Below are 23,013 nucleotides of genomic sequence, written 5' to 3'. Positions count from 1 at the left end.
TCGGCAGGGCATCGCGCAGTTCGTCACCAACAGCCGCTCATCTCCTGGCTCCCGGCGTTCGGCTGCGCGGGGAAGCCCATGTGCTCGGCGTGACCGAATTCGCGATCGCCGCGCTGCTGATCGCTGGCGCCTTCATCTCTGGCTGCCCTCGGCGCTCGGTGTCGTGACTTCGCCGTCACCTTATCTTTCTTCACGACGCCCGGCGTCGTGACATGGAGCGATGGCGTGACTCTCACCGGCGAGTTGAAAGACGTCGTGCTGCTGGTTGTCTGCGTGGTGCTGTCGCTGGCGTCGCTTCCGGAGGCTGTGGGGCGGGCGCGATAGCCCCAAGAAGCGCCAATTGACATTGTTCTTCGTTTGTTCTAAGTGGCAAAAACTTCAACCTTTGGGCGAGAATCTCGCCCGAGCTTTCGCGGGGCAGTCCATGAGTAGCGCGCTTCTCGCCTTTGTCTTGTTGGATAGGCCGTTGACGCCCGATATGTCTGCCGTCGCCAAAATGCTTCGCTCGCGACATCCCGACTTGGCGACGCAGCCAGGCGAATTGGCGACGCAGCCAAACGAAGATGCGCAGCCGGATCGGGCAAACTCGCCCCTCCTTCGTTGCGGCAACGAACTTGTTGCGGTCATGTCGATGCCGGCCCCGATACCTGAAGATGCTGGACTGTGGGCGCGCGCTGCCGTGACGTGGCCGGAAAGCAAGGCGGTGGCAGCCCGGCATCGAGGCCACGTGATCGTGTCGCTGCTGGGGAAGTCTGCGGAGCAGTTGGTTGCCGCGCGCATCACGACCGCAGCCATCGGTGCGCTGATTGCGGCGGTGCCGGAATGTTGCGGCGTGGTGTGGGCTGGTCGGGTGGCGCGGCCGGCCGACCTATGGCGCGAGACGTCGTCCTGGTCGTTCGCGCCGTATCCCGACTACCCCTTCAGGCTATGGGTTGACATTATCCCGTTCCGGTCAGGTGCGAAGATCGGAGCGATCACGATGGGATTGTCCGCATTTGTCGGTCGTGAGATCGAGTTTGTGACCGGAAAGCTCGCGCTTCCGGCGTTGTTCGACAAGGTGGCAGGGCTTTCCGTGTATCTGATCGAGCACGGAAACGTTGTGAAGGACGGCGATACGATCGGAGCAAATGCGAGCGAGCGCATTGCGGTTCGCTACAGAAATTCCGAGATTTTCGGTGATTTGCCTGTGTTTTCCTGTACTGACGACTTTGCCTGAGTGGGCATCGTCAGCACAATGCTCGAGGTTGCACTAGACCCGCGTGTAGACGAGAGGCAAGGCGGATGGTTGATTCCCCTCCAGATAGCCGACGGCGTAAAGCAAAGGCTCATAAGTTCTATGTCGTAGGTCTGGACTTCAGGTTTCAAACGGCGCCCGGATTGGACATGGAGAATCTCGCAGCTATCGCCGGCGAGCGCAAAATTCTAATTCCTCCGAAGGAGCGGGGTTTCGTGTCCTTCCCTGAACCACCGCGGCTCGTGATCGACAAATCTCTCGGCCGAGCTCCTACGGACTGGGAGCTGTTTCACGACTACTGGCTTGCTTCCGACCGGATGAAGACCCTTCTTGAGACGTTGGATCCGGAGGGACTTCGTTTTGTTGAATGTGACACACGATATCCAGACGGCAGCCCAGCGCCGACCTATTGGCTTTGCGATGTCGTCCGGGTTCTCGATGCCGTCGACGAGGCCAATTCGGTTCTCGAGATCGAGTATCTTGCGCCCGATCGCAAGGTTTACAGATTTAGACGAAGAAGCTGCCTCCTGTTCAAGGAGGAGACCGTTGGGAAAGCTCATATCTTCAGGCTTTGCTTCTACCCAATGATCGTCTGCGACCAAGTCGTCAAGGATGCGTGCAAGCAAGCGGGCATCAGGGGCATCGGGTTCACCGATGCGACGAAGTACTGAGCTGATGTGCGTCTTCCGCAGACGGCTATCTTGCTCTCAAGGCGTCGATCATCGAGCCTTACGAATGTGGGCGTTGCCTTACGAAGGTAAGGCGTTGCGGCTCACGTCTGCTTGTTGATGCGTCAGACAAAACGCCGGCAGAGGGCAGTAATCCTAAAGGCCTTGGCCGACGCTCGCGAGTATATCGCGAGCTTTCTTATTGGCTCTTCTTCGCAGTTGGCGGCCTGCTTCGCGGCAGCCCACGCGAGAACGCTTGCTTCGGGCAATTGCGGAGAGCGGTTCATCATGAATCTCGCCGCTGCGACACCTCCCTAGCTGCCGCTTCTACAGCAAGACAAGCAATCAAAATCCTCGTCAGCATGCGGGCGCCAACGGTTTGGAGCCACGCCCATTCATGTCTTGACTCAACGCAGGAGAGTAGCAGGTTGTTTCAGATCCATCATATTCTGCCGCGGAGCCTTGCTCGTCATTTCACGCTGAAGGTCTTGGGTAATCGCTTCAACCTTGATGGCATCAAGAATTTAATCGATCTGCCCTCAAATAGCAAAGCAGCCCAAGAGCTGGGATCGAGCCCTCATACGGGAGGTCATCTCGCGAGCTATGGCAAGATATTTTGTACATTTCTTGGTGAGCTCCAATCGCACCCATCCTTTGCTGCCGCTCAGGATGGAGATGCTGGTGCCGTTGACCAACTATATGCGGAGCTGAGTAGCTTCCTCGCCACTGCGAAGCACGCGCTGGCGAGGGGGCATTTGCTCACCAATACACCCTTGGGGATGACACCCGAGGACGGAAACAAGCAAATTGAAGACTGGTACGCGAAATGGAGAACGTATCGCGAAGAACATCGAGACGATATTCAGCAGATGCAGGACATTGTCGATCAACTTCATGCTGCTGGCCAGTGGGACGGCGCTCTGCGCGCTCCTGTCCTCCTGCCCGACAGCACTCTCAGTCTCGCGGAAAAGATAGAGCTCCTAAAACAATATCCCACTAATGGACCCAATCGCTTACATTCACCTATTTCGCAACACTTCACCGCTGTTGGGCCTGTTCCCAATCTGCCTAGCCTCGTTCCCGCTGCTGTCGATGCACGCCTGCCGGGCTTTATTCCGCTTTCACCTGGAGATTTGAATCAACCGGAAGGCTTCACGCCAAGCAGTCCGCTTCTGAGCTATGGACTACCTGGCTTTTCCGCGACCAATCCGCAAGCTTTTGGGCACTTACCTCCTAGCGCGGCGATCTCTGAAGATCCGCTGGTGCTGAAATTTGACCCAGCAACCGGATGGGCACTTCCATTCTCCGAGCGCTCGCCGATACTGGACCCGGACCCTCCATCTCAGGGAACGCCGCCTGCCAGCCTTTACTCCGGAGCAGCACTCGCCGCACTTGTAGCGGTCGCTCCGCAGTTCTCGCCTCTTTGGGCGAGGATAGGAGCGGCCGCGTTCGCTGCCGGCGCACCAACGTTAGCAACCGCGGGGACCGGCGGTGGCGTATTCTCTACGGGCGCGCCTCCATATGATCCTTTCAAGAGAGATCAACCTGCCAACGGCGACATTGCCGGCGCAACGGCTGGGTCGTGGCCGCCCGAAGGTACACAAATTGACCAGGACACGATCTCAGCGGTGAACCGCGATGGAAATCAGAGCAAGACTTCGACAGGTATGCCAGCGCAAGGGTCCCAGGCGTTTGAACCCGAAGCCGCGCGCTCAGCTGCAGCAGTCGCGTCGGCCGACTTTCGGGGTCTCGCTCGTGTCAACGCGTCGAACGCGGGAAGCGTGTTCACCTCGGGCAGTGCACCGATTCCGTATCTGCCCTCCACCGAATTCAACGAGCGTTTCGGCAGTTGGAGCGTGCCATCCGTTGAGGACCGGCCACCGCCCGTGAGCAAGCCGATCGGAGCGTTCGCGGATGAGCCAAACTATCTCATCCCACCACCGATCTTCGGCGTGGATGGTCAGGGCAATCCGCATAACGACGCGGAGGAGTGGTTCTCGCGCTGGATACGGCCATTCATTCGCCCAGAGTGAAGGCTGATTATGCGGCCGTGCACGCCATCGATGGTTCGTTCGACACGTCGAGCAAAGCAGAATCGGATCCAATAGCTCGGATCAAGCCTGCGCGAAGCCGCGGAATTTCTATCTGAGCCGACGTAACGATTCTGCACTACGCCACAGCTGGTCCAAACCACGTCGTCAGCGCCTCCTTGAGGCCGCGGCCGCTCTCGTCTCCTACCCAGGCCACATGGCCGTCGGGCCGCACCAGCACCGCGCCGGGCGCGGTGACCTCTCCGATGGCCGGAAGCTGCCATGGGCCGTCGTAAGCGGCGGTCATGTCACTGATGCGATCCGCCCAGGGCGCGATGGCGAAGGGACGCTTGGCGAAATCGAGCAGCACGCCGCGCGCGCCGTGCAGCAGCGTGAACAATCGCTGCGGCCGGCCTTCGACCGTGAGATCGAGATCGGGCATGCGGCGGCCGAGCAAGGCATGGCCTTCGCCGAGATCGTAAGCGATGCCGAGCCCGCTCATCATCGCGCCGAAGCGCCGGCGCGGCGCGTCCATGGCGAGAAGCTCGGACACCACCTCGCGCGCGGCCTTGCGGCCGTCGTCGCCGCGGCGGAGCAGGGCGATCTGCGCCATGCTGTTGCGCAGCACGCGCGCGGCGACGGGATGGCGCTCGGCTTGATAGGTGTCGAGCAGGCTGTCGGGCGAGACGCGGTTCACCACCTGCGCCAGCTTCCAGCCGAGATTGACCGCGTCCTGCACACCCAAATTGAGGCCCTGGCCGCCGACGGAATGATGGATATGCGCGGCATCGCCGGCGAGCAGCACGCGTCCCCTGCGATAGGAGGTGGCCTGCCGCGCCGCATCGGTGAAGCGGGAGATCCAGGCGGGGTTGTGCACGCCGAAATCGGTGCCGTAGACCGCGGCGAGGGCGTCGCCGAGATCGCGCAAGCTGGGCGCGCCGCTGCGCACGAGCGTTGCTTCCGTCACCACGACCAGCACGCGTCCGCTCTCGGCCTTGCTGAGGCCGTGAAAGCCGAGCGCGTCGTGACGCAGGCCCCATGCGGGCTCCTCGCGCATCTCGACCTCGGCCATGAGATTGCTGAGCGTCGGATCAGTGCCGGCGAAATCGATGCCGGCCGCCTTGCGCACCAGGCTGCGGCCGCCGTCGCAGCCGACGAGATATTTCGCGCGCAACGTGCCGTCGCCGGAGAGCGTGACGTCGACACCGGTCTCGTCCTGCGCGAGGCCCGTCACCTCGAGGTTTCGATAGACCGGCACCGCGAGCTCTTCGACCCAGTCGGCCAGGATGCGCTCGATGCGGCTCTGCCGCAGCGCGAGCCCGTAGGGATGGCGGGTGGGGAGGTCGCTGATGTCGAGCCGCGTCCATGCAAAGCCCGCGAGCTGGGTGATCTGTCCTTCGCGCAGGAAGCGCCCGGCGACGCCGCGCTGATCGAGGATCTCGATGCTGCGTGCGTGCAATCCGCCGGCGCGCGTCTCGACCAGATCCTGGCTGGCGCGCCGCTCGACCACGGCGACGTCGACGCCGGCAAGCGCGAGCTCGGCGGCCAGCATCAGCCCGGTCGGGCCGCCGCCGGCGATGAGGACGGCATGATCGGCCGTCGCCGCATTCCTTTCGCCGGCGCGATGTGCCGCGTCGCGTGAGCGGGACTGTGGAAGCGATGTTGACATGGCGTGACCCCCTGACGTGTTGGTTGGGTCACGGCTTCTACGGCAGGGACGGGGACTTGAAGCAAGCCCCTTGCGCACCACATATCAAGCTGGGAGGAAGGCGCAGGTCGTCAGCGTCCGCCGCGTTGACACGTCGGGCAAAACACCGGCAGAATGGCATCATCGAAAAGTTTGGTTCAGCCCGCGCGGGAGCGTCCGCCGCGGGTTTTGTTTTGCGGCGCGCTCAGCGGAGGCCGACGGTTCGCCGCATAATGCTGGCGAGTTCCTCCAGCGAGAACGGCTTCCGGATCATCGGCAGACCGCCGCGCCGGGGTTCGCGCCCCGACAATTGCAGCACGTTCAGCTCGGGCCGCGCGCGCTTCGCCCGCTCGGCGAGCTCATGCCCGTCCATGCCTGGCATGTTGATGTCGGTGATGAGGATGGAGATGTCCCGATTCTGTTCGAGCCGGTCGAGTGCATCGGCGCCGCTCTGCGCGCTGACAACCTCGCAGCCGAGGTCTTCCAGCATGTCCACGATCACGTCGAGGACAGCGGGATCATCGTCAACGACGAGCACGGTTTGGTTCATCTTGCGAAGGCCTTCCATCGGAGGAAACGCGCGCGCCATATCGGCGTTCCCTGCCTTGGCGGTCGCGCGGGCCGATATTGTGTGTGCCGGGCAAGACACCGGAAAACCTGGCAGTCATCGGATTGCCAGCGAGCCGGGCGCTCTAATCATCCTTCGCCAGATCGCCGGGCCTGGCGGGAAGGCCGATGCTGCCGCCATCGCCGCGCACGAGATCGCGGCCGTCGTCTTCGTTGTCGCCGGCGCTCTCTACGATCGAATCCTGCGCGTCGTGTTCCTTGTCGCTGCGCGGCTGCGGTCCTGACGGATCTCGCGATGTCGGGGGTGGGGCAGTCTCGTCCATCATCGTTGGTCCTCCTGTCGGCTAACTTTCGCAGAGCCCAATCGTTCGTTTGACTCGTCGGGCAAAACACCGGCATGATGACATCATCGAGACGAGTTTGGTTCACCCGCGCGGAACAATCCGGCGCGGGTTTTTTCGTTCTCGATTTCGCAATCGGGCGGCGGCGGCGCATTGCGGCCACGCACTCGTCAAACCTGGAGCGCCGATCGGCGCGCCGCCGTCCGAACCATTGCTGGCCGTGCACGCGCGAACGTGCCGGCCCGCGGCGAAGGGCCAGCTGCCCGCGCCGCTGCGGTCTCCGGAAGACACGGAGATAGGGTTCGCGCCCGAAACGATCGCGCCTCATCGCCGCGATCTGCCGCGCATTTTCTTAGGGAGGAACGATGACCGCTTACCTGATATCGCTCGCGCTCGCAGGGCTCGTCGCAATCGTGCTGTGGGAGACGGTCTCGTGAGCAAGGACATCGTCGAATGCGAGCCCGAGCTCGCACCAGTCCGCTTGCCCGCGCGCGTGAAGACGCCGAGGGCGCGCACCCTGACCGAGATCCGCTCGCTGGCGCGCAGCCACAGCAGAACGGCCATCCGTGTCCTCGTCGGCATCATGCGCAGCGAGGACGCAACGCCGGCGGCGCGAGTCTCGGCGGCCAACGCCATTCTCGATCGCGGCTGGGGCAAGGCTGCGCAGCCGGTCGAGAACGGTGAAGATCAGCCGCTCGAACTGGTTCATCGGGTCGAGCGCGTCATCGTGCATCCGGACGATGCCGGCAATGCCGATGCCGAACGCGAGGCCTGAGCCGGCGAAACATCTCGATTCGGAAATTTCGATGTGTCGGTTGACGCGTCGGGCAAAACACTGGCAGAATGGCATCATCGAGTTTCAGTTGGTTGAGCCTGCGCCGAGTGATTGGCTGCGGGTTTATTCGTTCCGATGATCCCTAGTTCTTGCTAGGCTTGCCGGCCCGCCGCTGCCTTGCATAGGCGAGCTGCACCTGTTCGCTGCAATAGGACAGCTTTCGGCCGTCGCCGGTGAAATGTCCGTTGTTGATGATCCAGAGGATGACGGTCTTGTCGTCGATCTTCTTGAACATCAGGTTCTCGCGGTCCGGAGTGGTGTCCACATTCTGTACGCTGACGGCATTCGGGTCAGGAGCCGGCTGCACTGCGCAATCGGCGCCGATCCTGACGGTATCGGGAAGCTGAACCCGGGTGCGGAAAACCTCGCAACTGTTCGAGGCCGTCACGATCGACTTCCTTGCGAACGCAACGACCGTGTCGCTGAATTTCGCGCAACGCTCCTCGAAATCGGCCCCCACCGCGGCGTAGACGCCATCTTGCGGATGGGCGCTCTTGAGAGTGATCTCCACTTCGGCCTTCCGCTTGGCTTCTTCGGCCTTCTGCTTGGTCTCTGTCTTGGCTCTCAGAGTAGCCTCAGCAAGAGCGCGCTGGGTCTTCAGAGGGCAGTAGGCCGCACGCCATGGAGGATCCTTGAGCTTTCCATTCAGGCTCTTCTGGACGGAGATCGCCACCGGCCTGATGGGGGCTGTTTGGCTTGGTGTCAAGGTCGTGCTGGGCAAGTGAGCCTTCACGACGCGGGCAAGGCGGCGCTTGCGGTCACGTCATTCCCAGCAACGGTTCGATCCATGTACAGAATTCGCAATGTCGATGCATTCGATGACGACGTCGCCGATGCATTGTCCGACTTGCATCAGTTGACGTTCCTCGATTCCGCCGTCATGCCTAAATTCGAATCGGGGGCGTGGTGGCTCGTCTATCGCGGTGATGATGCAGTCGGTTTTGCCGGCGTCGTTCCGTCCACCCACGTGAGAAATGGCGGCTATTTCTCCAGGGTTGGCGTGTTGCAACGGCATTGGGGACACGGCCTTCAGCGCAGATTGATGCGTGTGGTGGAGGCGAGGGGACGCCGCATCGGATGGGACAGCATCGTCTCCGATACGACGGACAACCCGGTATCTGCGAACAACTTCATCAAGGCGGGCTATCGGCTCTTCGAACCCGAGGCGCCCTGGGCCTGGGCGCATACGCTTTATTGGCGAAAGTGGCTTCGCTGATCGGCGCTTCCGCCGCGCGGAACGCGCCCTCCGTGGCCTAGGCGATCAGTACGAGGCGTGGCGCAACCTCGTATGCCTGGAATGTCCGAGGACCCGGCAGCTTGACGGCTGCCGGGTCCCTTTTGCGTATTGAAGGGATGCGGGTGAGGCACTTGCGAAGTCGGCGGCGCCGGGCTTTAAGTTTGCTCTTGCGGAAATTCGGCGGCCACAAGCCGATGTAAGGGAGCGCTATCGATGCCGACAAAGCCTCAATTGCCGGAACGTTCGCCGCGAGGGGCGGGGCGGCCGGCTGCGCTCGATGGTCTGCTGGTCGTGGATTTCACGCGCGTGGTGGCAGGACCTGCCTGCACCCAGACGCTCGCCGATTTTGGTGCGCAGGTCATCAAGATTGAAAATCCCGACGGCGGCGACGACACGCGCGTCTATGAGCACGCGGAGGTCGGCGGCGAAAGCGCTGCCTATCTCAGCCTGAACCGCAACAAGCGCGGCATTGCGCTCGACCTTGCCGTGCCGGACGCCCGTGAGATCGCGCTGGATCTGATCCGCAAGGCGGATGTGGTCGTGGAGAATTTCTCGAGCGGGGTGATGAAGAAGTTCGGGCTCGACTATGAGTCGGTCGTGCCGCTCCACCCGCGGCTGGTCTATTGTTCGATCTCAGCCTATGGACGCACCGGACCGTTTGCTTCGCGGCCCGGGTTCGATCCCATCACCCAGGCGGAAAGCGGCTTCATGTCGCTCAACGGATTTGCCGACGGCCCGGCGGTTCGTACCGGTCCGCCTATCGTGGACATGGCGACGGGGATGTCCGCCTGCAATGCCATCCTGATGGCGCTGCTGGCGCGGGAACGGCTCGGCCGCGGCCAGCATGTCGAAGTCGCCCTGTTCGACGTTGCGATGGGGATGACGGGCTTCTACGGCATGGCCTATCTCATCAACGGCGAGAACCCCGGCCGGTTCGGCAATTCGCCGAGCGGGTCTCCCACCGTCGGCGTCTATGAGGCTTCCGATGGGCCTCTCTACATGGCCTGCGCCAACGACCGGCTCTACCGGCGGCTCGTGGTGGAGGTCCTGAACCGACCGGATCTCATCACCGATCCGCAGTTTGCCACGCGCAAGGCGCGTTCGGAGAACAAGGAGTTCTTGCGGGCAGCCATTGCCGAGGTCTTTGCGAGTGATACTCTCGAAAACTGGATGAGCAAAATGAAGCTCGCCAATATTCCGGTCGGCTATCTCCGGACGGTCAAGGAGGGGTTCAATGCGCCCGAGGCGCGCGAGCGCCACCGCTTGAACCGGATTCCGCACCCGACGGCGGAATGGGTGCCCAATATCGAGCCGCCGATCACAATGAGCCTGACCGGAGCGATCGATCCCGTTGCGGCACCTCTGTTGGGCCAGCATACAATGCAAGTCCTGCACGATACGCTCGGTTACGACGAACGTCGTATCGCCGAATTTGCCGAGAAGGGCGCCTTTGGCCCGGCGAAGCCTCCGACGTCGGCTTGAACTACGACCTCGGCTTGATTTAGCGAAGGTCCCGCCGCATAAATGTGTGAAAGCGAGGGACACGAATGGCGCTCGGTCAGGAGCCGCGCACGACTCACCCAACCGGACTGCAAGCCGGCGGAGAAGTCTATGCGGCGATGCTTGCGAAGGCTCGGGCGCTCCTGCCGCGACTGCGCGAGCGGGCCGCGCGGACGGAGGAGCTGCGGCGTCTTCCGCCGGAGACCGAAAAGGATCTCCACGACGCCGGCCTGTTCCGGATGCTCCAGCCCAAGCGGATCGGCGGCGCCGAGCTTGACTATGTCGCCCTCGTCGATTGCGCCGAACTGCTCGGGCAGGCGGACGCGTCGGTAGCCTGGAATCTCGCTAATCTCGCGAGCCATCACTGGATGCTCGGCATGTTCGAGCAGAAGGCGCAGGACCTGGTCTGGGGCCGTGATCCGGACGCGCTGATCGCATCCTCGTTTATCTTTCCGGCGGGACGGGCCACGCGGGTCGCGGGCGGATACCGGCTGCATGGCAGCTGGCCGTTCTCCTCAGGCGTCGCCTCATGCGAATGGAACATGCTGGCAAGCGTGGTCTACTCCGACGACGAGGCGGACGGCATCGAGTATCGAATCTTTCTGCTGCCGAAGGACGATTACAGGGTGCTCGACACCTGGAATGTCGCAGGATTGCGCGGGACGGGGTCTTGCGACGTGGAAGTCAGGGAAGCCTTCGTGGCTGACCACATGACGGTCCCGGTCGGCGACCTCGCCGGCGGCCCGACGCCGGGAAGCGCGGTCAATCCGAATCCGCTGTATGCGCTCCCCGTGTTCTCGCTGTTCCCATACGTTCTCTCCGGCGTCGCCCTGGGGAACGCGCAAGCGTGTCTCGACGACTATACGGACGTCGCACGTCATCGCATTTCAACCTACAACCGCGCGAAGCTGAGCGACTTTCAAAGCACCCAGATCAAGATCGCCGAGGTCTCGGCGAAGATCGACGCCGCACGCCTGATCATGCGGTCGGCGTGTCTCGATGCCATGGAGGACGCTCGGCGCGGTCATGTCCCTGAAATGACGACCAAGACCCGATACCGGCGCGATGGATCTTTCTCAGTGAACTTGTGCACGGACGCGGTCTCGATGCTGTTTGCCGCGAGCGGCGCGCGCGGCCTGTTCACGAGTGGCGTGTTGCAGCGGCAATTCCGCGATGCGCACGCGATCAACTCGCATCTGGCGTTCAACTTCGATGCGGCAGGGACCAATTATGGACGAGTGGCGCTCGGCTTGCCGTCCGAGAATCTGACGCTGTGAGGTCGGCCGATGAATGATCTGCCGAAGCAGCCCCGCGCTCCCGATCCCGCCAACGAGTTCGCGAGCGACAGCTCGCTGATCGATCCTCGCGATTTCCGCAACGCGCTTGGAACCTATGCGACGGGCGTGACGATCATCACGGCGGCGGCGCCTGACGGCAAGCCCTACGGACTGACGTGCAATTCGTTCGCCTCGGTCTCCCTGAACCCTCCGCTGGTTCTGTGGAGCCTCGTCGTCTATTCCTCGAGCCTTGCCATCTTCCAGAACGCCAGCCATTTCACCGTCAATGTGCTTGGTGCTTCGCAACAGGCGCTTGCGAACAAATTCGCAAAATCGTCGGACGACAAGTTCACCGGGGTGGACTGGGCGCCGGGCCTCGGCAACGCGCCGGTCCTCGCCGAGAGCGTCGCCAACTTTCAATGTCGTTCCGTCAATCGTTACTATGGTGGCGACCACGTGATCTTTCTCGGCGCGGTCGAGGCTTACACCTACAATGCGAAGGAGCCGCTGCTCTTCGCACGGGGAGCGTTCGGCCGCTTTATGACTGACGATGAACGCAAGAAGGTGCCCTGACCTTCTTCCAGTCAGCCTACACGGCGCGATGCTCCGGCGCTGATAGCTTGTAGATTTCAAGCGCGTCTGCGTCCGCTCCTCGCGCGGCCTTCGCCAGCCTGAAAAGTTGCGCCGCAAGCGAGGCCATCGGCACCGGCGTGGACGTCGCTTGTGCGACATCGGCGATGGTATCAAGATCCTTGAGCATCGTGGCGATGTGGCCGAGCGGCGGGCTGTGAATGCCCTGGACCATCCGCGGCACGAACAGCTGGAGAGGGATAGAGTCCGCGAAGCCGCCGGCGAGCGCTTCCGGCAATCGGTTGGCATCAATTCCGGCGTTCACGGCAAGGCGCGCTGCTTCCGCGAGGACGGCCATCGCGCATCCCACGATCACCTGGTTGCAAAGTTTTGTGGTCTGGCCGGCGCCGACCGGGCCCATGTGAGTGAACCTGCGTGCCATGGCCAGCACATAGGGCCGCACCCTCTCGATATCACTGGCTTCTCCTCCCGCCATGATGGCGAGCGTGCCTTCCTCGGCGCCCTTCGTGCCCCCGGACACCGGCGCATCGATCCAGCCTGCGCCGTTCGCGTTTTTCAGTCGCGTTGCGAGATCGCGCGCCGCGTCAGGATGTATCGACGAGAAGTCGACGACAAGCTTGCCTGCGCCCGGCGCGGCCGCCAGGCCTTCAGGCCCGAAGATCACCTCCTCGACCGCCGCCGCATCCGTCACGCACATGAAGACGATGTCCGAGTGTACCAGAAGATCACGAGGCGTGGCCGCACGCTTGGCGCCGGCCTCTACGAGCGGAGCCGTCTTGCCCTCTGAGCGGTTCCAGACAGCGACCTGATAGCCGGCCTCGAGCAGGCGCCGGGTCATCGGCGCTCCCATGAGTCCAAGGCCGAGATAGCCGAGCCTCTCGGTGCCTTGCGGGTTTGCCTTGCTCTCATCAGCCATAGGTTGCCTCCTTCTGTCGCACTGCGGCGCCGCTTTACCATACATTGTGTATCCGACGGCAAAACCGTCCTGCTCGCATGGCTTGCCTGATTGTTTGAACCATGAAACATTTGCGGCGGTCGGGTTGGGGGCGCCGGTCGGCGCCGGAGCAGCGGAGTGGCACGATGCGAACCGTTTCGAAGTGGATCCTGGCGTTGGGGGCGGCAGCGGCCGCGAGCGCGGGGGCAAGCCCATCATGGGGGCAGCAGACGATCCGCGTCGGCTGGACGATCCCGGCCGAGGAATCCAAGTACTGGATGATGCGCAGGCCGGCCGAGTTTCCCAGTATCGGCAAGACCTACAACATCGAATGGACCCAATTCCAGGGCACCGCGCCGATGACGCAAGCATTGGCGGCCGGCGCGCTGGACTGCGCGACGCAGGCGCCGCTCTCGCTCTCCAATGGCGTGGTCGGCGGCAATCTCAAGGCCTATATCGTCGCGCAGCACGTTTTCGAGAAGCCTGGCGGTTTCTCGGTCTATTGGGCCGTCATGGATGACTCGCCCATCAAGACGATCGCGGATCTCAAGGGCAAGACCGTCGGGATTTCCGTGATCGGCGGCGGCACACAAGGGCCGTTCAACTTGCTGCTGAAGCAAAACGGCGTCGATCCGGCCAAGGACATCAAGCTGGTCGAGGTCGGCTTTGCCGTCTCCGAGGACGCGCTGCGGCAAGGCCGCGTCGATGCCGTCAACATGAACCAGCCGTTTGCCGCGCGCGCGGAGGCGAAGGGCGGCACCAGGAAGCTGTTCTCGCTGTCTCAGGCCATGCCAAACATCGTGCACATCCTGGAAGCCTGCCGTGCTGATTTCGTCGACAAGAATCCGGAGCTGGTCAAGGCCTATGTCCGCGACATCACGTCGGGCATGAAGAAAGCGCTGGCAAACCGCGAAGAGACTCTGAAGGTCGTCAATGAAGTTCTGAAGGCGCCCATTCCTGTGCTCGAGACCTATCTCCTGAAGGACAACGATTTTGGTCGCGATCCCGGTGCGGCGCCGAACTTCCCCGCGATCCAGAAGATGCTGGACATCTATGCCGAGACGGGAATGCTGCCGAAGCTGGATGTCGCGCAGTTCAAGCATCCGACCATCGTCGCTCCGCTGCAATAGGCGGTCAGCCGAGTTGTCCGAAACAGGGGATCGAGGCGTCCCGGATCATCCGGGACGCGCATGAAGAAGATGCGCGCATGAAGAAGTTGCGGTCACGCGTTACCACTGACGGTCTCGACCGAGCCCCGCATCGTGCATTCATGCGCGCGATGGGTCTCGACGACGCGGCGATTGCAAGACCGATGGTCGGTGTCGTCAGCATGAAGGGCGAGCAGACGCCCTGCAACATGACGCACGATTTCCAGGTCGCCGCGGCAAAGACGGGCATCGAGGAAGCCGGCGGTACGCCGCGCGAATTCTCGACCGTGTCGGTCTCCGACGGCATCAGTATGAACCACGAGGGGATGAAGTTCTCCCTGTTTTCGCGCGAACTGATCGCCGATTCGATCGAGGCTGTCGTCCACGGTCTCGCTTACGACGCGCTGATCGGGTATGGCGGATGCGACAAGACGCTTCCTGGTGTGATGATGGGCATGGTTCGCTGCAACGTGCCCTCTATCTTCATCTATGGCGGCAGCTCGCTGCCGGGACGTGTGGATGGACGCACCCTGACGGTGCTCGACTCCTATGAGGCTGTCGGCAGCTTCATGACCGGCGAGATCGACGGCGCCGCGCTCGAACGGATCGAGCGCGCCTGCCTGCCGACCATCGGCGCATGCGCCGGCCAGTTCACCGCGAACACCATGGGAATGGTGTCGGAAGCGATGGGGCTGACCATTCCGAACGTTTCGATGGTGCCCGGCGTCTATGCCGAGCGCGCGCAGATATCGCGCCGGGCCGGACGTCTGATCATGGAGATGCTGGAACGCGGCGGTCCGCTGCCGCGCGACATCGTGACGCGGAAATCCCTGGAGAACGGGGCGGCGATCGTTGCTGCCACTGGCGGCTCGACGAACGCCGCGCTGCATCTGCCGGCGATTGCTAACGAGGCCGGCATTGCATTTACGATCGATGATGTAGGCGAGGTCTTTGCCAGGACGCCGCTGATCGGAAATCTGCGCCCGGGGGGCAAGTACACGGCAAAGGATGTCTACGACATCGGCGGTGCCGCGGTGGTGATCCGTGAGCTGATCCAGAGCGGGCATATCGATGGCAGCTGCATCACGATCACGGGCCGAACGCTTGCCGAAGAATATGGCGCGGCCTCCGCTCCCGATGGAGAGGTCGTTTACGCGTCTCGTGCGCCAATCATGCCCGATGGGGGCGTTGCAGTTCTGAAGGGCAATCTCTGTCCGGACGGGGCGGTGATCAAGGTTGCTGGTTTGAAGAGCCAGTTCTTCGAAGGTGTCGCGCGAGTTTTTGAGGACGAGGAAGCCTGCGTCAAAGCGGTTCGTGACCGCAGCTACAAGGCGGGCGAGGTTCTTGTGATCCGCAACGAAGGACCGGTCGGCGGTCCCGGGATGCGTGAAATGCTCGGCGTCACCGCGCTGATCTACGGGCAGGGCATGGGCGAAAAAGTGGCGCTGATCACCGACGGTCGGTTCTCGGGGGCGACCCGCGGCATGTGCATCGGCTACGTGTCTCCCGAGGCGTTCGTTGGCGGTCCGTTGGCGCTTGTTCGCGACGGCGACAGGATACGGATTGATGCCGCAAACCGTCGGATGGATATGCTGGTCGACGAGCAGGAACTTGCGGCGCGCCGACGCGATTGGAAGCCTCGCCCGCCGCGGCATCGCGCCGGCGCACTTGCTAAATATGCGCGCTTGGTCGGGCAGGCGCCGGGCGGTGCCGTTACGCACGAAGGTCCGGCAGAATGGCCCTGGTTCGAATGACGCGCCTTGCCAGCGCGACGACGGCAGCAGTCTGGCAAGCTTCTTGCTAAGCTCGTGCTGCGAATGGAGTGCATTCAGCAGACCAGTTGCGCGGTGTTCGCGCGTTTGAAGTGAGAGACGAGATGAAGGTGGCGCCTTCGAGATCGGGCGAATGGGTGAGACCGGTGAAATCAACAGAGCCGGCTTCTACGATCATCGAGATCGAGCACGTCTCCCAGGTATTCCAGACCTCGGCGCGCAAGGATCACTTGGCGCTATCGGATATCTCACTAACGATCGACGAAGGCGCCTTCGTCTCCATCCTCGGCCCGTCCGGTTGTGGCAAGTCCACCCTGCTTTACATCGTCGGGGGCTTCGTCAATCCGACCAGCGGCACGGCAACGATGAAGGGACGAGCGATCACAGGGCCGGGCCCGGATCGCGGGCCCGTGTTCCAGGAGTTTGCGCTGTTTCCCTGGAAGACCGTACTCGGAAACGTGATGTACGGCCCGCGCCAACAGGGCGTGCGGGCTGCTGAAGCCGAAGGGCAGAGCCGCACCCTGATCGAGATGGTCGGCCTCAAGGGCTACGAAAACTTCTATCCCAAGGAGCTGTCGGGTGGCATGAAGCAGCGCGTGGCGCTGGCCCGAACGCTCGCTTATCATCCCGAAGTCCTGTTGATGGACGAACCGTTCGGCGCACTCGACGCGCATACCCGGACGCGCTTGCAGAACGATCTCCTGAACATCTGGGAACGCGATCGCAAGACGGTGCTGTTCGTCACCCACTCGGTCGACGAAGCCGTCTTCCTCTCCGACAAGGTGGTGATGATGTCGAAATCGCCCGGCCGCATTCGGCAGGTGATCGACATAGATCTGCCGCGGCCGCGCCGGCGTAGCGAGCTCTTGCTCGATCCACGGTACCAGAAGTACATCGTCGATATCGAGCGCATGTTCGATGAGAGCGACGAAGGCGGCGCGCTCTCATGATGTCGTCGACTGCCATGGTCAAGCGTGGTGCTCCGGTGCTGGCCTGCGTCGGATTGCTCGCGGCGTGGCAGGTCGCATCACTTGCGCTGAAGAACGACAGCTTTCCGACGGCGATCGAGGCGATCCGCGCGATCCCGGACATCCTCGGAGACAGGGAATCCCTGATCAACATTCTGGCGTCGCTCCGCCGCATGGCGATCGGATTCGGCGTAGCCGTGCTTGTTTCGATTCCTCTCGGTCTTTTGATGGGCCGTAGCCGCGCAGTCGCGGCCTTCTTCAATCCGCTCCTGATGGTGATCTATCCGGTGCCGAAGGCCGCCTTGATGCCGATCATCATGCTTTGGCTGGGCGTCGGCGACGTCACCAAGACTTTGGTGATCTTCCTCGGCGTTAGCCTGCCCGTGATCTACCATAGCTTCGAGGGTGCCAAGGCGGTCGCGGAGAAGATGCTGTGGTCAGGTGCTGCGATGGGGCTTTCGCCTGCTCAACGCCTAGTGCGGATCGTGCTGCCCGCGGCGCTGCCGGAAATCCTGACCGGATGCCGCACGGGATTGGTGCTGGCGCTGATCACGATGATCACCAGTGAGATGATCGCCCGTCAATCGGGCGCCGGCAACATCCTGTTCAATGCGCTCGACATGGGCCAGTACGACACGGTCTTTGCGATGATCATCATCGTCGGTGCAATGGGAATCTGCCTCGACGCGATCTTCGAAAGGATTCGCGCCAGGCTCGTGCGCTGGTCAGAGCCGCAGTTCGACATGCCGCTGAGCTTCTCATGATGTCGCGCCTCCTTTCCCCGAATATCCTTCTTGGGATCGCGCCGATCTTGCTGGTGATCGCGGTGTGGCAGGGCTTGGTATCATTCGGCTTTGCGCCTGCGGTCTTGCTGCCCCCGCCGGGTTTCGTCTTCAGCCGGCTTCTTCAGCAGCTCTTGACGTTTGCATTTCAACAGGAGATCGCAGCAACACTGATCCGGCTCTTTGCCGGATTCGCGATTGCGGTCGTGCTCGGCGTGAGCATCGGTATCGCAGCTGCCGCCAGTCCGGCGATCAACGCCGTGGTACGGCCGATCGTCCGTGTATTGGCGCCGTTGCCCAAAGTTGCGCTCTATCCGGCGCTCCTGCTCTTGCTCGGGTTCGGACACGGATCGAAGGTCACATTGGTGGCAGCGGACGCACTATTTCCCATTCTCCTGTCCACTTACTATGGTGCATCGACCGTCGAGCAGAAGCTGATCTGGTCGGCCATGGCGGCAGGAACGCCGCGCTACGAAATCCTCTTCAAGGTGGTGCTGCCGGCCGCCATGCCGTCGATCCTGACCGGCTGCCGGATCGGTCTTGTCATTTCCTGCATCGTGGTGTTTCTGGCCGAGATGATCACGTCGACGGACGGATTGGGCCATGCACTTGTGACTGCTGCCCGAACTTTCCAAGCCGTCGATATGTTCGTGCCTCTGATCACGATCTCGCTGCTGGGGTTGATCCTGAACGGCTTGCTGGGAGCGCTGCGCTCGTACTTGCTCCGGGGCTTCCCCGAGGCGTAACAAACAAGAATCCTGACGACCGGGAGTGGACCATGCTGGCTGACCGCATTGAGGCGAAATGGATCGACGCATTCTGCGAGATATTTGAGCGATGCGCCGTCAAGGCCGGCGACACCGCGGCGATCCTCTCGGAAACCCAGTCGCGTGCGTTGAACGTGCATCTGGCGGAGCTCGCGCTGCTGCGGATGGGAGCGCGTCCGTTTCACGTGGTGATGCCGACTCCGCGTAACCGGAACGTCGTCCCGGTACGCTCCACCGGGGCGAGCGAGGCGATCCAGCGGCTTGGTCCGGTCATCACCGCGCTTCAGCAGGCGGGCTTCGTTGTGGATTGCACCATCGAAGGCCTCATGCACGCGGTCGAGACGCCGGAGATCCTCAAAGCCGGCGCGCGGATCCTGGTGATCTCCAACGAGCATCCCGAGGCGCTGGAACGGATGGTGCCGGATCCCGCGCTCGAGAGACGTGTGCGTGCCGCGGCCAAGATGCTGCGTGGAACCAAGCGGATGCGGGTGACGTCGAAGGCCGGAACGGCGCTCGACATCGACATGGTCGGCGCCTCCACGGTCGGTGTTTGGGGCTGGACCGACAAGCCCGGCACGCTGGCGCATTGGCCAGGCGGTATCGTCGTCAGTTTCCCCAAGAGCGGCAGCATCAACGGTACGCTGGTGATGGCGCCAGGCGACATCAATCTCACCTTCAAGCGCTACCTGACATCGCCTGTGACGATGACGCTGAAGGACGATTATGTCGTCGAGCTGGAAGGTGAGGGCACGGACGCGGCGATGATGCGCGCCTATCTTGCGGCCTGGGGCGACCGCGAGGCCTATGCCGTCTCGCATGTCGGCTTCGGCATGAACCCCGGCGCACGCTACGAGGCGCTGTCGATGTACGATCAGCGCGACACCAACGGCACTGAGATTCGGGCCGTCTCCGGCAATTTCCTGTTCTCGACGGGTGCGAATGAGTTCGCTGGCCGCTACACGGCGGGCCATTTCGACCTGCCGATGATGGGAACGACGATCGAACTCGACGGGGTTCCCGTCGTCCGCGAAGGTGTGCTCCAGGACGTCTTCGGCTAGACTAGCCGAGATCGCGCACGGGCGGCCGTGCCAAGCCAAAGTGGCGGAGCAGGTCCACCATGGCCTTGAGCCGCTCGACTCGATAGGCATCGACGTCGAGGCCGGAATAGTCGAGGAAGCCGGCACCCGTCCGCAAGCCGATTCGTCCCTCGCTCATGTTGCGCGAAATCACTTCCGGCGCGCGATAGCGGTCGCTCCCGAGTGCGCCTTCGAGATAGCGGCTTGCATAGTACAGGATGTCGCCGCCGCCCCAGTCGATGAATTCGAGCAGGCCGAGCACGGCGTAGCGGAAGCCGAAGCCATAACGGATCGCCTTGTCGATGTCTTCCGCACTGGCGACGCCTTCTTCAACCATGCGGGCGGCCTCGTTCATCGCCAGCGCCTGGATGCGCGGGACGATGAAGCCCGGCGTCGCCGCGCAGACCACCGGGACCTTGCCGATGCCTTCGAGCAGCGCCTTGACCTCGCCGATGATGGCGGGATCGGTGGCCTTGCCGGGCGACACCTCGACCAGCGGGATCAGATAGGCCGGGTTGAGCCAATGCACGTTGAGGAAGCGACGAGGATTCAGGATCGCGCTGGACAGGTCGTCGACCAGGATCGTCGACGTCGTCGAAGCAATGACGGTGTCCGGGCCAACCTGCCTTGACGCTGCCCCCAGCACCTCGCGCTTGAGCTCGACGACCTCGGGCACGCCCTCGAAGACCATGCCGGCCTCGGAGAGCGCGGCACCACTATCGCCGGCTGCCACCACCGAGACCCGCGCGATGAGCGGATCGACATCCGCCTCGGTCAAGAGCCCCAGCTTCGACAGGCTGGCAAAGGTCTTCCTGACCTCGCCGAGCGCGTCCGCTTCCAGCCTGGCGAACTCCTCCGCGGAGCGCGGCTTGACGTCGATCATCGTGACCATGTGGCCGGCATAGGCGAACGCGACGGCGATGCCGCGCCCCATGCGGCCGGCGCCGAGACAGACGATGTGGACGCGTTTGGTCATCGACAGAATCCATTGCGAAGCAGCGTCTGCAGTTCAGCCTTGCTGAGATTGCCGAGGCCCAGCGTCTCGAGCGTTCGGCCGCCTTGCGCAAAATCTTCGCCGCAGACCGCGCCACCGATCGACAGAAACGCTTTGGCCAGCGGTGTGGCCGCGCCAGCCAGGCCTGCGACGGACACCAGCAGCGACAGCCCGAGCCGCAGATCCTCCCGCATGTAGCGGTGTTCGCTCAGCACGATCCGTTCGCGCCAGTCGCCGGAATCGGTCAGCCGGTCGTGCGAGCCGCGGCCGTACATCCAGATCTCGCCTTCTCTCGCGTAGTGATGAGCGAGCGGGAAATGTGGTGCGCCGTAACCGAGCGCCTCGCGCACCGCGATCCGCTCGGCATCGAGCGCGTCGGTCACCCGCCGGATCGCGGCTTGCGTGCCTTCCTTGTGGATGTCCCACTTTTCGAAGTGCTCGATCGGGCCGGCATTCATCACGATCAGCGGCGGATGGATGATGGGTCCTGCATTCATCAGCGCGCCGGACAGCGCATCCCCGCACGGCTCGATCACGCCCGGGAAAGCGCGTCCGATCACTTCGAGAGCGTGGGGCGCCTGATCAAGCGGGAACACCCCGACCGGCAGGCGTTTGGCACGGATGGTGATGGCGACCTCTAACGGCCCGTGCTTTCGCGTCAGCCAAGGCAGGGTGCCGGTCTCGGCAAAGCTTGCCTTGGCATTGTTGCCGGCATCACGGGCGGCTTGGGCGAAGATCATCGAGCCGAATGTCGCCGGCGGCAGAAACACGACCTGGCCGTCTCGCAGATGCGGGGCGAGCAGGCGGGCGATATCCGGTTGCGCGAAGGCAGGGGCGGGGCACAGGATCAGCTCCGTGCCTTTGACGGCTTCGGCGATATCGGTCGTGACGAGCGCGAGCTTCACGTCGTGAGACCCATTATGGTCCTTCACCACGATGCGTGAGCCGGCGGTGCGCTGGGCCGCGACCTGATCGGCATCGCGGCGCCAAAGCCGCACCTCGTGCCCCGACAGCGCAAAATCGCCCGCGGCCGCGAAAGAGCCGTTTCCTCCACCCAGAACCGCAATTTTCAAGGCGCTTCTCCTTGCCCGCGTGACTGCGCATCAAGCTGCTTCAGCAGGAAATGCTGGACCTTGCCGAGCGCCGTCCGCGGCAGATCGGTAACGAAGACAATCTCGCGCGGAACCTTGTAGCGCGCGAGTTGCGCCTGGAGATGCGCCCTCAATTCGTCCGTTCCGAGTTGGCAGCCGGATCTCGCAATGACATAGGCGACCGGCACCTCGTCCCAGCGCGGGTCGGGCCGGCCGATCACGGCGCATTCGCTGACATCGGGATGTTCGAGCAGAACGCGCTCGACCTCGGCCGGGTAGACGTTCTCCCCGCCGGATATGATCATGTTCTTCTTGCGGTCGCGGACCCAGAAATAGCCGTCGGTATCGCACAGGCCGATATCGCCGGTGCGATACCAGCCATCGTGCAGCGCGTCGCGCGTTGCGGCCTCATTGCCCCAATATTCGAAGAACACGTTGGGCCCGCGCACCGCGATCTCGCCCGGCGTGCCCGCGGGCAGTTCGTTGCCGGAATGATCGACTACCTTGGCTTCGCAGCACAGGCCGGCAAGGCCGGTCGACCCCGCTCGCGAGAGGTCGCCCCCGAGCCGAGTATAGACGGCAATGGGACAGGTTTCCGTCGAGCCATAGACCTGAAGCACGGGTACGCCGCGTGCGACGAAACGCTGGATCAGTTGCGGCGGCACGATGGTCGAACCGGTTGCCACTGCCTTGAGTGATGAGAGATCGGTCGTCGTCCATGCGGGATGCTCGCTTACGGCCTGAATGACCGCCGGCACCATCACGGTCAGAGTCGGTCGCTCCCGTTCGATGGCCGCAAGCGCGGTATCCGGCGTGAAACGGGCGTGGATCGTGACGGTTGCGCCGAGCTGGAGCGCAGGCGTGGTCTGGATGTTGAGACCGCCGACATGAAAGAACGGCAAAATCGTCAGCACGTGATCGTCGGACGTCATGTTGTGCATGTGCTGGCTCATGACGCCGTTCCAGAACAACGCCTCCTGACGCAGCACTGCGCCTTTTGGTCGTCCCGTCGTTCCTGACGTGTAGACGATCAGGAGAGGGCAGGAGAGATCGGTGTGCTGGTTGCGGTCGCTGCCCTGGCTGCGATCCAGCAGCGCTTCGAATGTCACCCCACGTGGCGGCTCGAAATCGAGGCCGACGACAGATACCCCTGGCGCGGTCTGCGCCAGTTCGGGAATAACTCCCCCGAAAGCCTGCTCGAGCACCAGGACCTTGGCGCCTGCATCGTTGAGAATGAACAACTGCTCGGCCACCGCCAGCCGCCAGTTCAGCGGTACCAGCATCGCCCCGAGCCGCGCGCAGGCGTATAGCAGAACCAGATAGTCCGGCCGGTTCAGGCTCAGGATCGCGACACGGTCGCCGCGGCCGATGCCGAACTCCCGCTTCAGGGCGGTCGCGGTTCGCTCGATGCGTGCGGCGAACGCCGCGTAGCTCAGCCGATTCCCTTCGAAGGCGATGGCTGTCTTATCTGGCGCGAACGCCGCGTTGCGATCGATCAGACTGCAGAGATCCAC

The 23,013-nt window shown here is 62.9% G+C and carries 22 protein-coding genes; 14 read left to right on the top strand and 8 right to left on the bottom strand.

The features are described 5' to 3' along the window. Positions 1 to 340: 340 nt before the first annotated feature. The 3 genes from AX729_RS30510 to AX729_RS40140 all read left to right on the top strand — a co-directional run bounded on the left by AX729_RS30510 (position 341) and on the right by AX729_RS40140 (position 3,935). Entirely contained in the window at positions 341 to 1,216 is an 876-nt protein-coding gene (locus AX729_RS30510; protein ID WP_245325470.1) for a DUF4261 domain-containing protein, read from the top strand. 65 nt (positions 1,217 to 1,281) lie between these two features. Further along, positions 1,282 to 1,905 (top strand): imm11 family protein, encoded by a 624-nt coding sequence (locus tag AX729_RS30505; RefSeq protein WP_061027882.1) that lies wholly within the window; start codon positions 1,282 to 1,284, stop codon positions 1,903 to 1,905. 425 nt (positions 1,906 to 2,330) lie between these two features. Beyond that, on the top strand, positions 2,331 to 3,935 hold the full coding sequence (locus AX729_RS40140) for an AHH domain-containing protein (RefSeq protein WP_197433714.1): 1,605 nt from the start codon (positions 2,331 to 2,333) through the stop codon (positions 3,933 to 3,935). A gap of 136 nt (positions 3,936 to 4,071) precedes the next feature. On the opposite strand, the gene AX729_RS30495 is transcribed toward AX729_RS40140, so the two are convergent. The 3 genes from AX729_RS30495 to AX729_RS30485 all read right to left on the bottom strand — a co-directional run bounded on the left by AX729_RS30495 (position 4,072) and on the right by AX729_RS30485 (position 6,512). After that, positions 4,072 to 5,601 carry an FAD-dependent monooxygenase gene (locus AX729_RS30495; RefSeq protein WP_061027880.1) on the bottom strand — a complete coding sequence of 510 codons (1,530 nt, stop codon included), beginning with the start codon at positions 5,599 to 5,601 and terminating at the stop codon, positions 4,072 to 4,074. A gap of 223 nt (positions 5,602 to 5,824) precedes the next feature. Further along, the gene (locus tag AX729_RS30490; protein ID WP_061027943.1) at positions 5,825 to 6,169 is read right to left on the bottom strand and encodes a response regulator; all 345 of its coding nucleotides are present in this window, start codon (positions 6,167 to 6,169) and stop codon (positions 5,825 to 5,827) included. 142 nt (positions 6,170 to 6,311) lie between these two features. Further along, a complete protein-coding gene (locus AX729_RS30485; RefSeq protein WP_245325468.1) occupies positions 6,312 to 6,512 on the bottom strand; it encodes a hypothetical protein in 201 nt (66 codons plus the stop codon). A gap of 448 nt (positions 6,513 to 6,960) precedes the next feature. On the opposite strand from AX729_RS30485, the gene AX729_RS40755 reads away from it, so the two are divergent. After that, positions 6,961 to 7,302 (top strand): hypothetical protein, encoded by a 342-nt coding sequence (locus AX729_RS40755; protein ID WP_502686929.1) that lies wholly within the window; start codon positions 6,961 to 6,963, stop codon positions 7,300 to 7,302. Between the two features lie 142 nt (positions 7,303 to 7,444). Here AX729_RS40755 and AX729_RS30475 read toward each other — a convergent pair whose 3' ends face one another. Continuing rightward, on the bottom strand, positions 7,445 to 7,873 hold the full coding sequence (locus AX729_RS30475; protein ID WP_156457291.1) for a hypothetical protein: 429 nt from the start codon (positions 7,871 to 7,873) through the stop codon (positions 7,445 to 7,447). 276 nt (positions 7,874 to 8,149) lie between these two features. Between AX729_RS30475 and AX729_RS30470 the strand changes: the two genes are divergently transcribed. The 4 genes from AX729_RS30470 to AX729_RS30455 all read left to right on the top strand — a co-directional run bounded on the left by AX729_RS30470 (position 8,150) and on the right by AX729_RS30455 (position 11,949). Beyond that, entirely contained in the window at positions 8,150 to 8,578 is a 429-nt protein-coding gene (locus AX729_RS30470) for a GNAT family N-acetyltransferase (protein ID WP_061027877.1), read from the top strand. Between the two features lie 234 nt (positions 8,579 to 8,812). Next, complete coding sequence (locus AX729_RS30465; RefSeq protein WP_061027876.1) at positions 8,813 to 10,081, top strand: CaiB/BaiF CoA transferase family protein; 1,269 nt, start codon at positions 8,813 to 8,815, stop codon at positions 10,079 to 10,081. A gap of 65 nt (positions 10,082 to 10,146) precedes the next feature. Further along, positions 10,147 to 11,376, top strand: a complete 1,230-nt coding sequence (locus AX729_RS30460) for an acyl-CoA dehydrogenase family protein (RefSeq protein ID WP_061027875.1) — start codon at positions 10,147 to 10,149, stop codon at positions 11,374 to 11,376. Positions 11,377 to 11,385: 9 nt separating this feature from the next. After that, positions 11,386 to 11,949 (top strand): flavin reductase family protein, encoded by a 564-nt coding sequence (locus AX729_RS30455; protein ID WP_061027874.1) that lies wholly within the window; start codon positions 11,386 to 11,388, stop codon positions 11,947 to 11,949. Between the two features lie 16 nt (positions 11,950 to 11,965). On the opposite strand, the gene AX729_RS30450 is transcribed toward AX729_RS30455, so the two are convergent. After that, positions 11,966 to 12,883, bottom strand: coding sequence for an NAD(P)-dependent oxidoreductase (locus AX729_RS30450; protein ID WP_061027873.1), 918 nt, complete (start codon positions 12,881 to 12,883; stop codon positions 11,966 to 11,968). 164 nt (positions 12,884 to 13,047) lie between these two features. On the opposite strand from AX729_RS30450, the gene AX729_RS30445 reads away from it, so the two are divergent. From AX729_RS30445 to AX729_RS30420, 6 genes are all read left to right on the top strand, one after another. Next, the gene (locus tag AX729_RS30445) at positions 13,048 to 14,031 is read left to right on the top strand and encodes an ABC transporter substrate-binding protein (protein WP_061027872.1); all 984 of its coding nucleotides are present in this window, start codon (positions 13,048 to 13,050) and stop codon (positions 14,029 to 14,031) included. A gap of 77 nt (positions 14,032 to 14,108) precedes the next feature. Next, a complete protein-coding gene (gene ilvD, locus AX729_RS30440) occupies positions 14,109 to 15,803 on the top strand; it encodes a dihydroxy-acid dehydratase (RefSeq protein WP_061027871.1) in 1,695 nt (564 codons plus the stop codon). Between the two features lie 122 nt (positions 15,804 to 15,925). Continuing rightward, the gene (locus AX729_RS30435; protein ID WP_061027870.1) at positions 15,926 to 16,771 is read left to right on the top strand and encodes an ABC transporter ATP-binding protein; all 846 of its coding nucleotides are present in this window, start codon (positions 15,926 to 15,928) and stop codon (positions 16,769 to 16,771) included. Continuing rightward, on the top strand, positions 16,768 to 17,553 hold the full coding sequence (locus tag AX729_RS30430) for an ABC transporter permease (RefSeq protein ID WP_061027869.1): 786 nt from the start codon (positions 16,768 to 16,770) through the stop codon (positions 17,551 to 17,553). Before AX729_RS30435 ends, AX729_RS30430 begins: the two co-directional genes overlap by 4 nt. Beyond that, the gene (locus AX729_RS30425; RefSeq protein WP_061027868.1) at positions 17,550 to 18,317 is read left to right on the top strand and encodes an ABC transporter permease; all 768 of its coding nucleotides are present in this window, start codon (positions 17,550 to 17,552) and stop codon (positions 18,315 to 18,317) included. Before AX729_RS30430 ends, AX729_RS30425 begins: the two co-directional genes overlap by 4 nt. Positions 18,318 to 18,349: 32 nt before the next feature. Then, positions 18,350 to 19,396, top strand: coding sequence for a 2,5-dihydroxypyridine 5,6-dioxygenase NicX family protein (locus AX729_RS30420; protein WP_061027867.1), 1,047 nt, complete (start codon positions 18,350 to 18,352; stop codon positions 19,394 to 19,396). A gap of 1 nt (position 19,397) precedes the next feature. Here AX729_RS30420 and AX729_RS30415 read toward each other — a convergent pair whose 3' ends face one another. Genes AX729_RS30415 through AX729_RS30405 form a run of 3 tightly spaced genes read right to left on the bottom strand, consistent with a single transcriptional unit; the run spans position 19,398 to position 23,013 of the window. After that, the gene (locus AX729_RS30415) at positions 19,398 to 20,390 is read right to left on the bottom strand and encodes a 3-hydroxybutyryl-CoA dehydrogenase (RefSeq protein ID WP_061027866.1); all 993 of its coding nucleotides are present in this window, start codon (positions 20,388 to 20,390) and stop codon (positions 19,398 to 19,400) included. Next, positions 20,387 to 21,481, bottom strand: a complete 1,095-nt coding sequence (locus AX729_RS30410; RefSeq protein WP_061027865.1) for an NAD/NADP-dependent octopine/nopaline dehydrogenase family protein — start codon at positions 21,479 to 21,481, stop codon at positions 20,387 to 20,389. The genes AX729_RS30415 and AX729_RS30410 overlap by 4 nt, the downstream gene beginning before the upstream one ends. After that, positions 21,478 to 23,013, bottom strand: a complete 1,536-nt coding sequence (locus tag AX729_RS30405) for a class I adenylate-forming enzyme family protein (protein WP_061027941.1) — start codon at positions 23,011 to 23,013, stop codon at positions 21,478 to 21,480. The genes AX729_RS30410 and AX729_RS30405 overlap by 4 nt, the downstream gene beginning before the upstream one ends.

This window comes from Bradyrhizobium sp. CCH5-F6 (assembly GCF_001556045.1).
GTDB lineage: Bacteria > Pseudomonadota > Alphaproteobacteria > Rhizobiales > Xanthobacteraceae > Bradyrhizobium.
The sequence above is the reverse complement of the archived record's forward strand: the minus strand, read 5'-3'. Positions and strand labels throughout refer to the sequence as shown.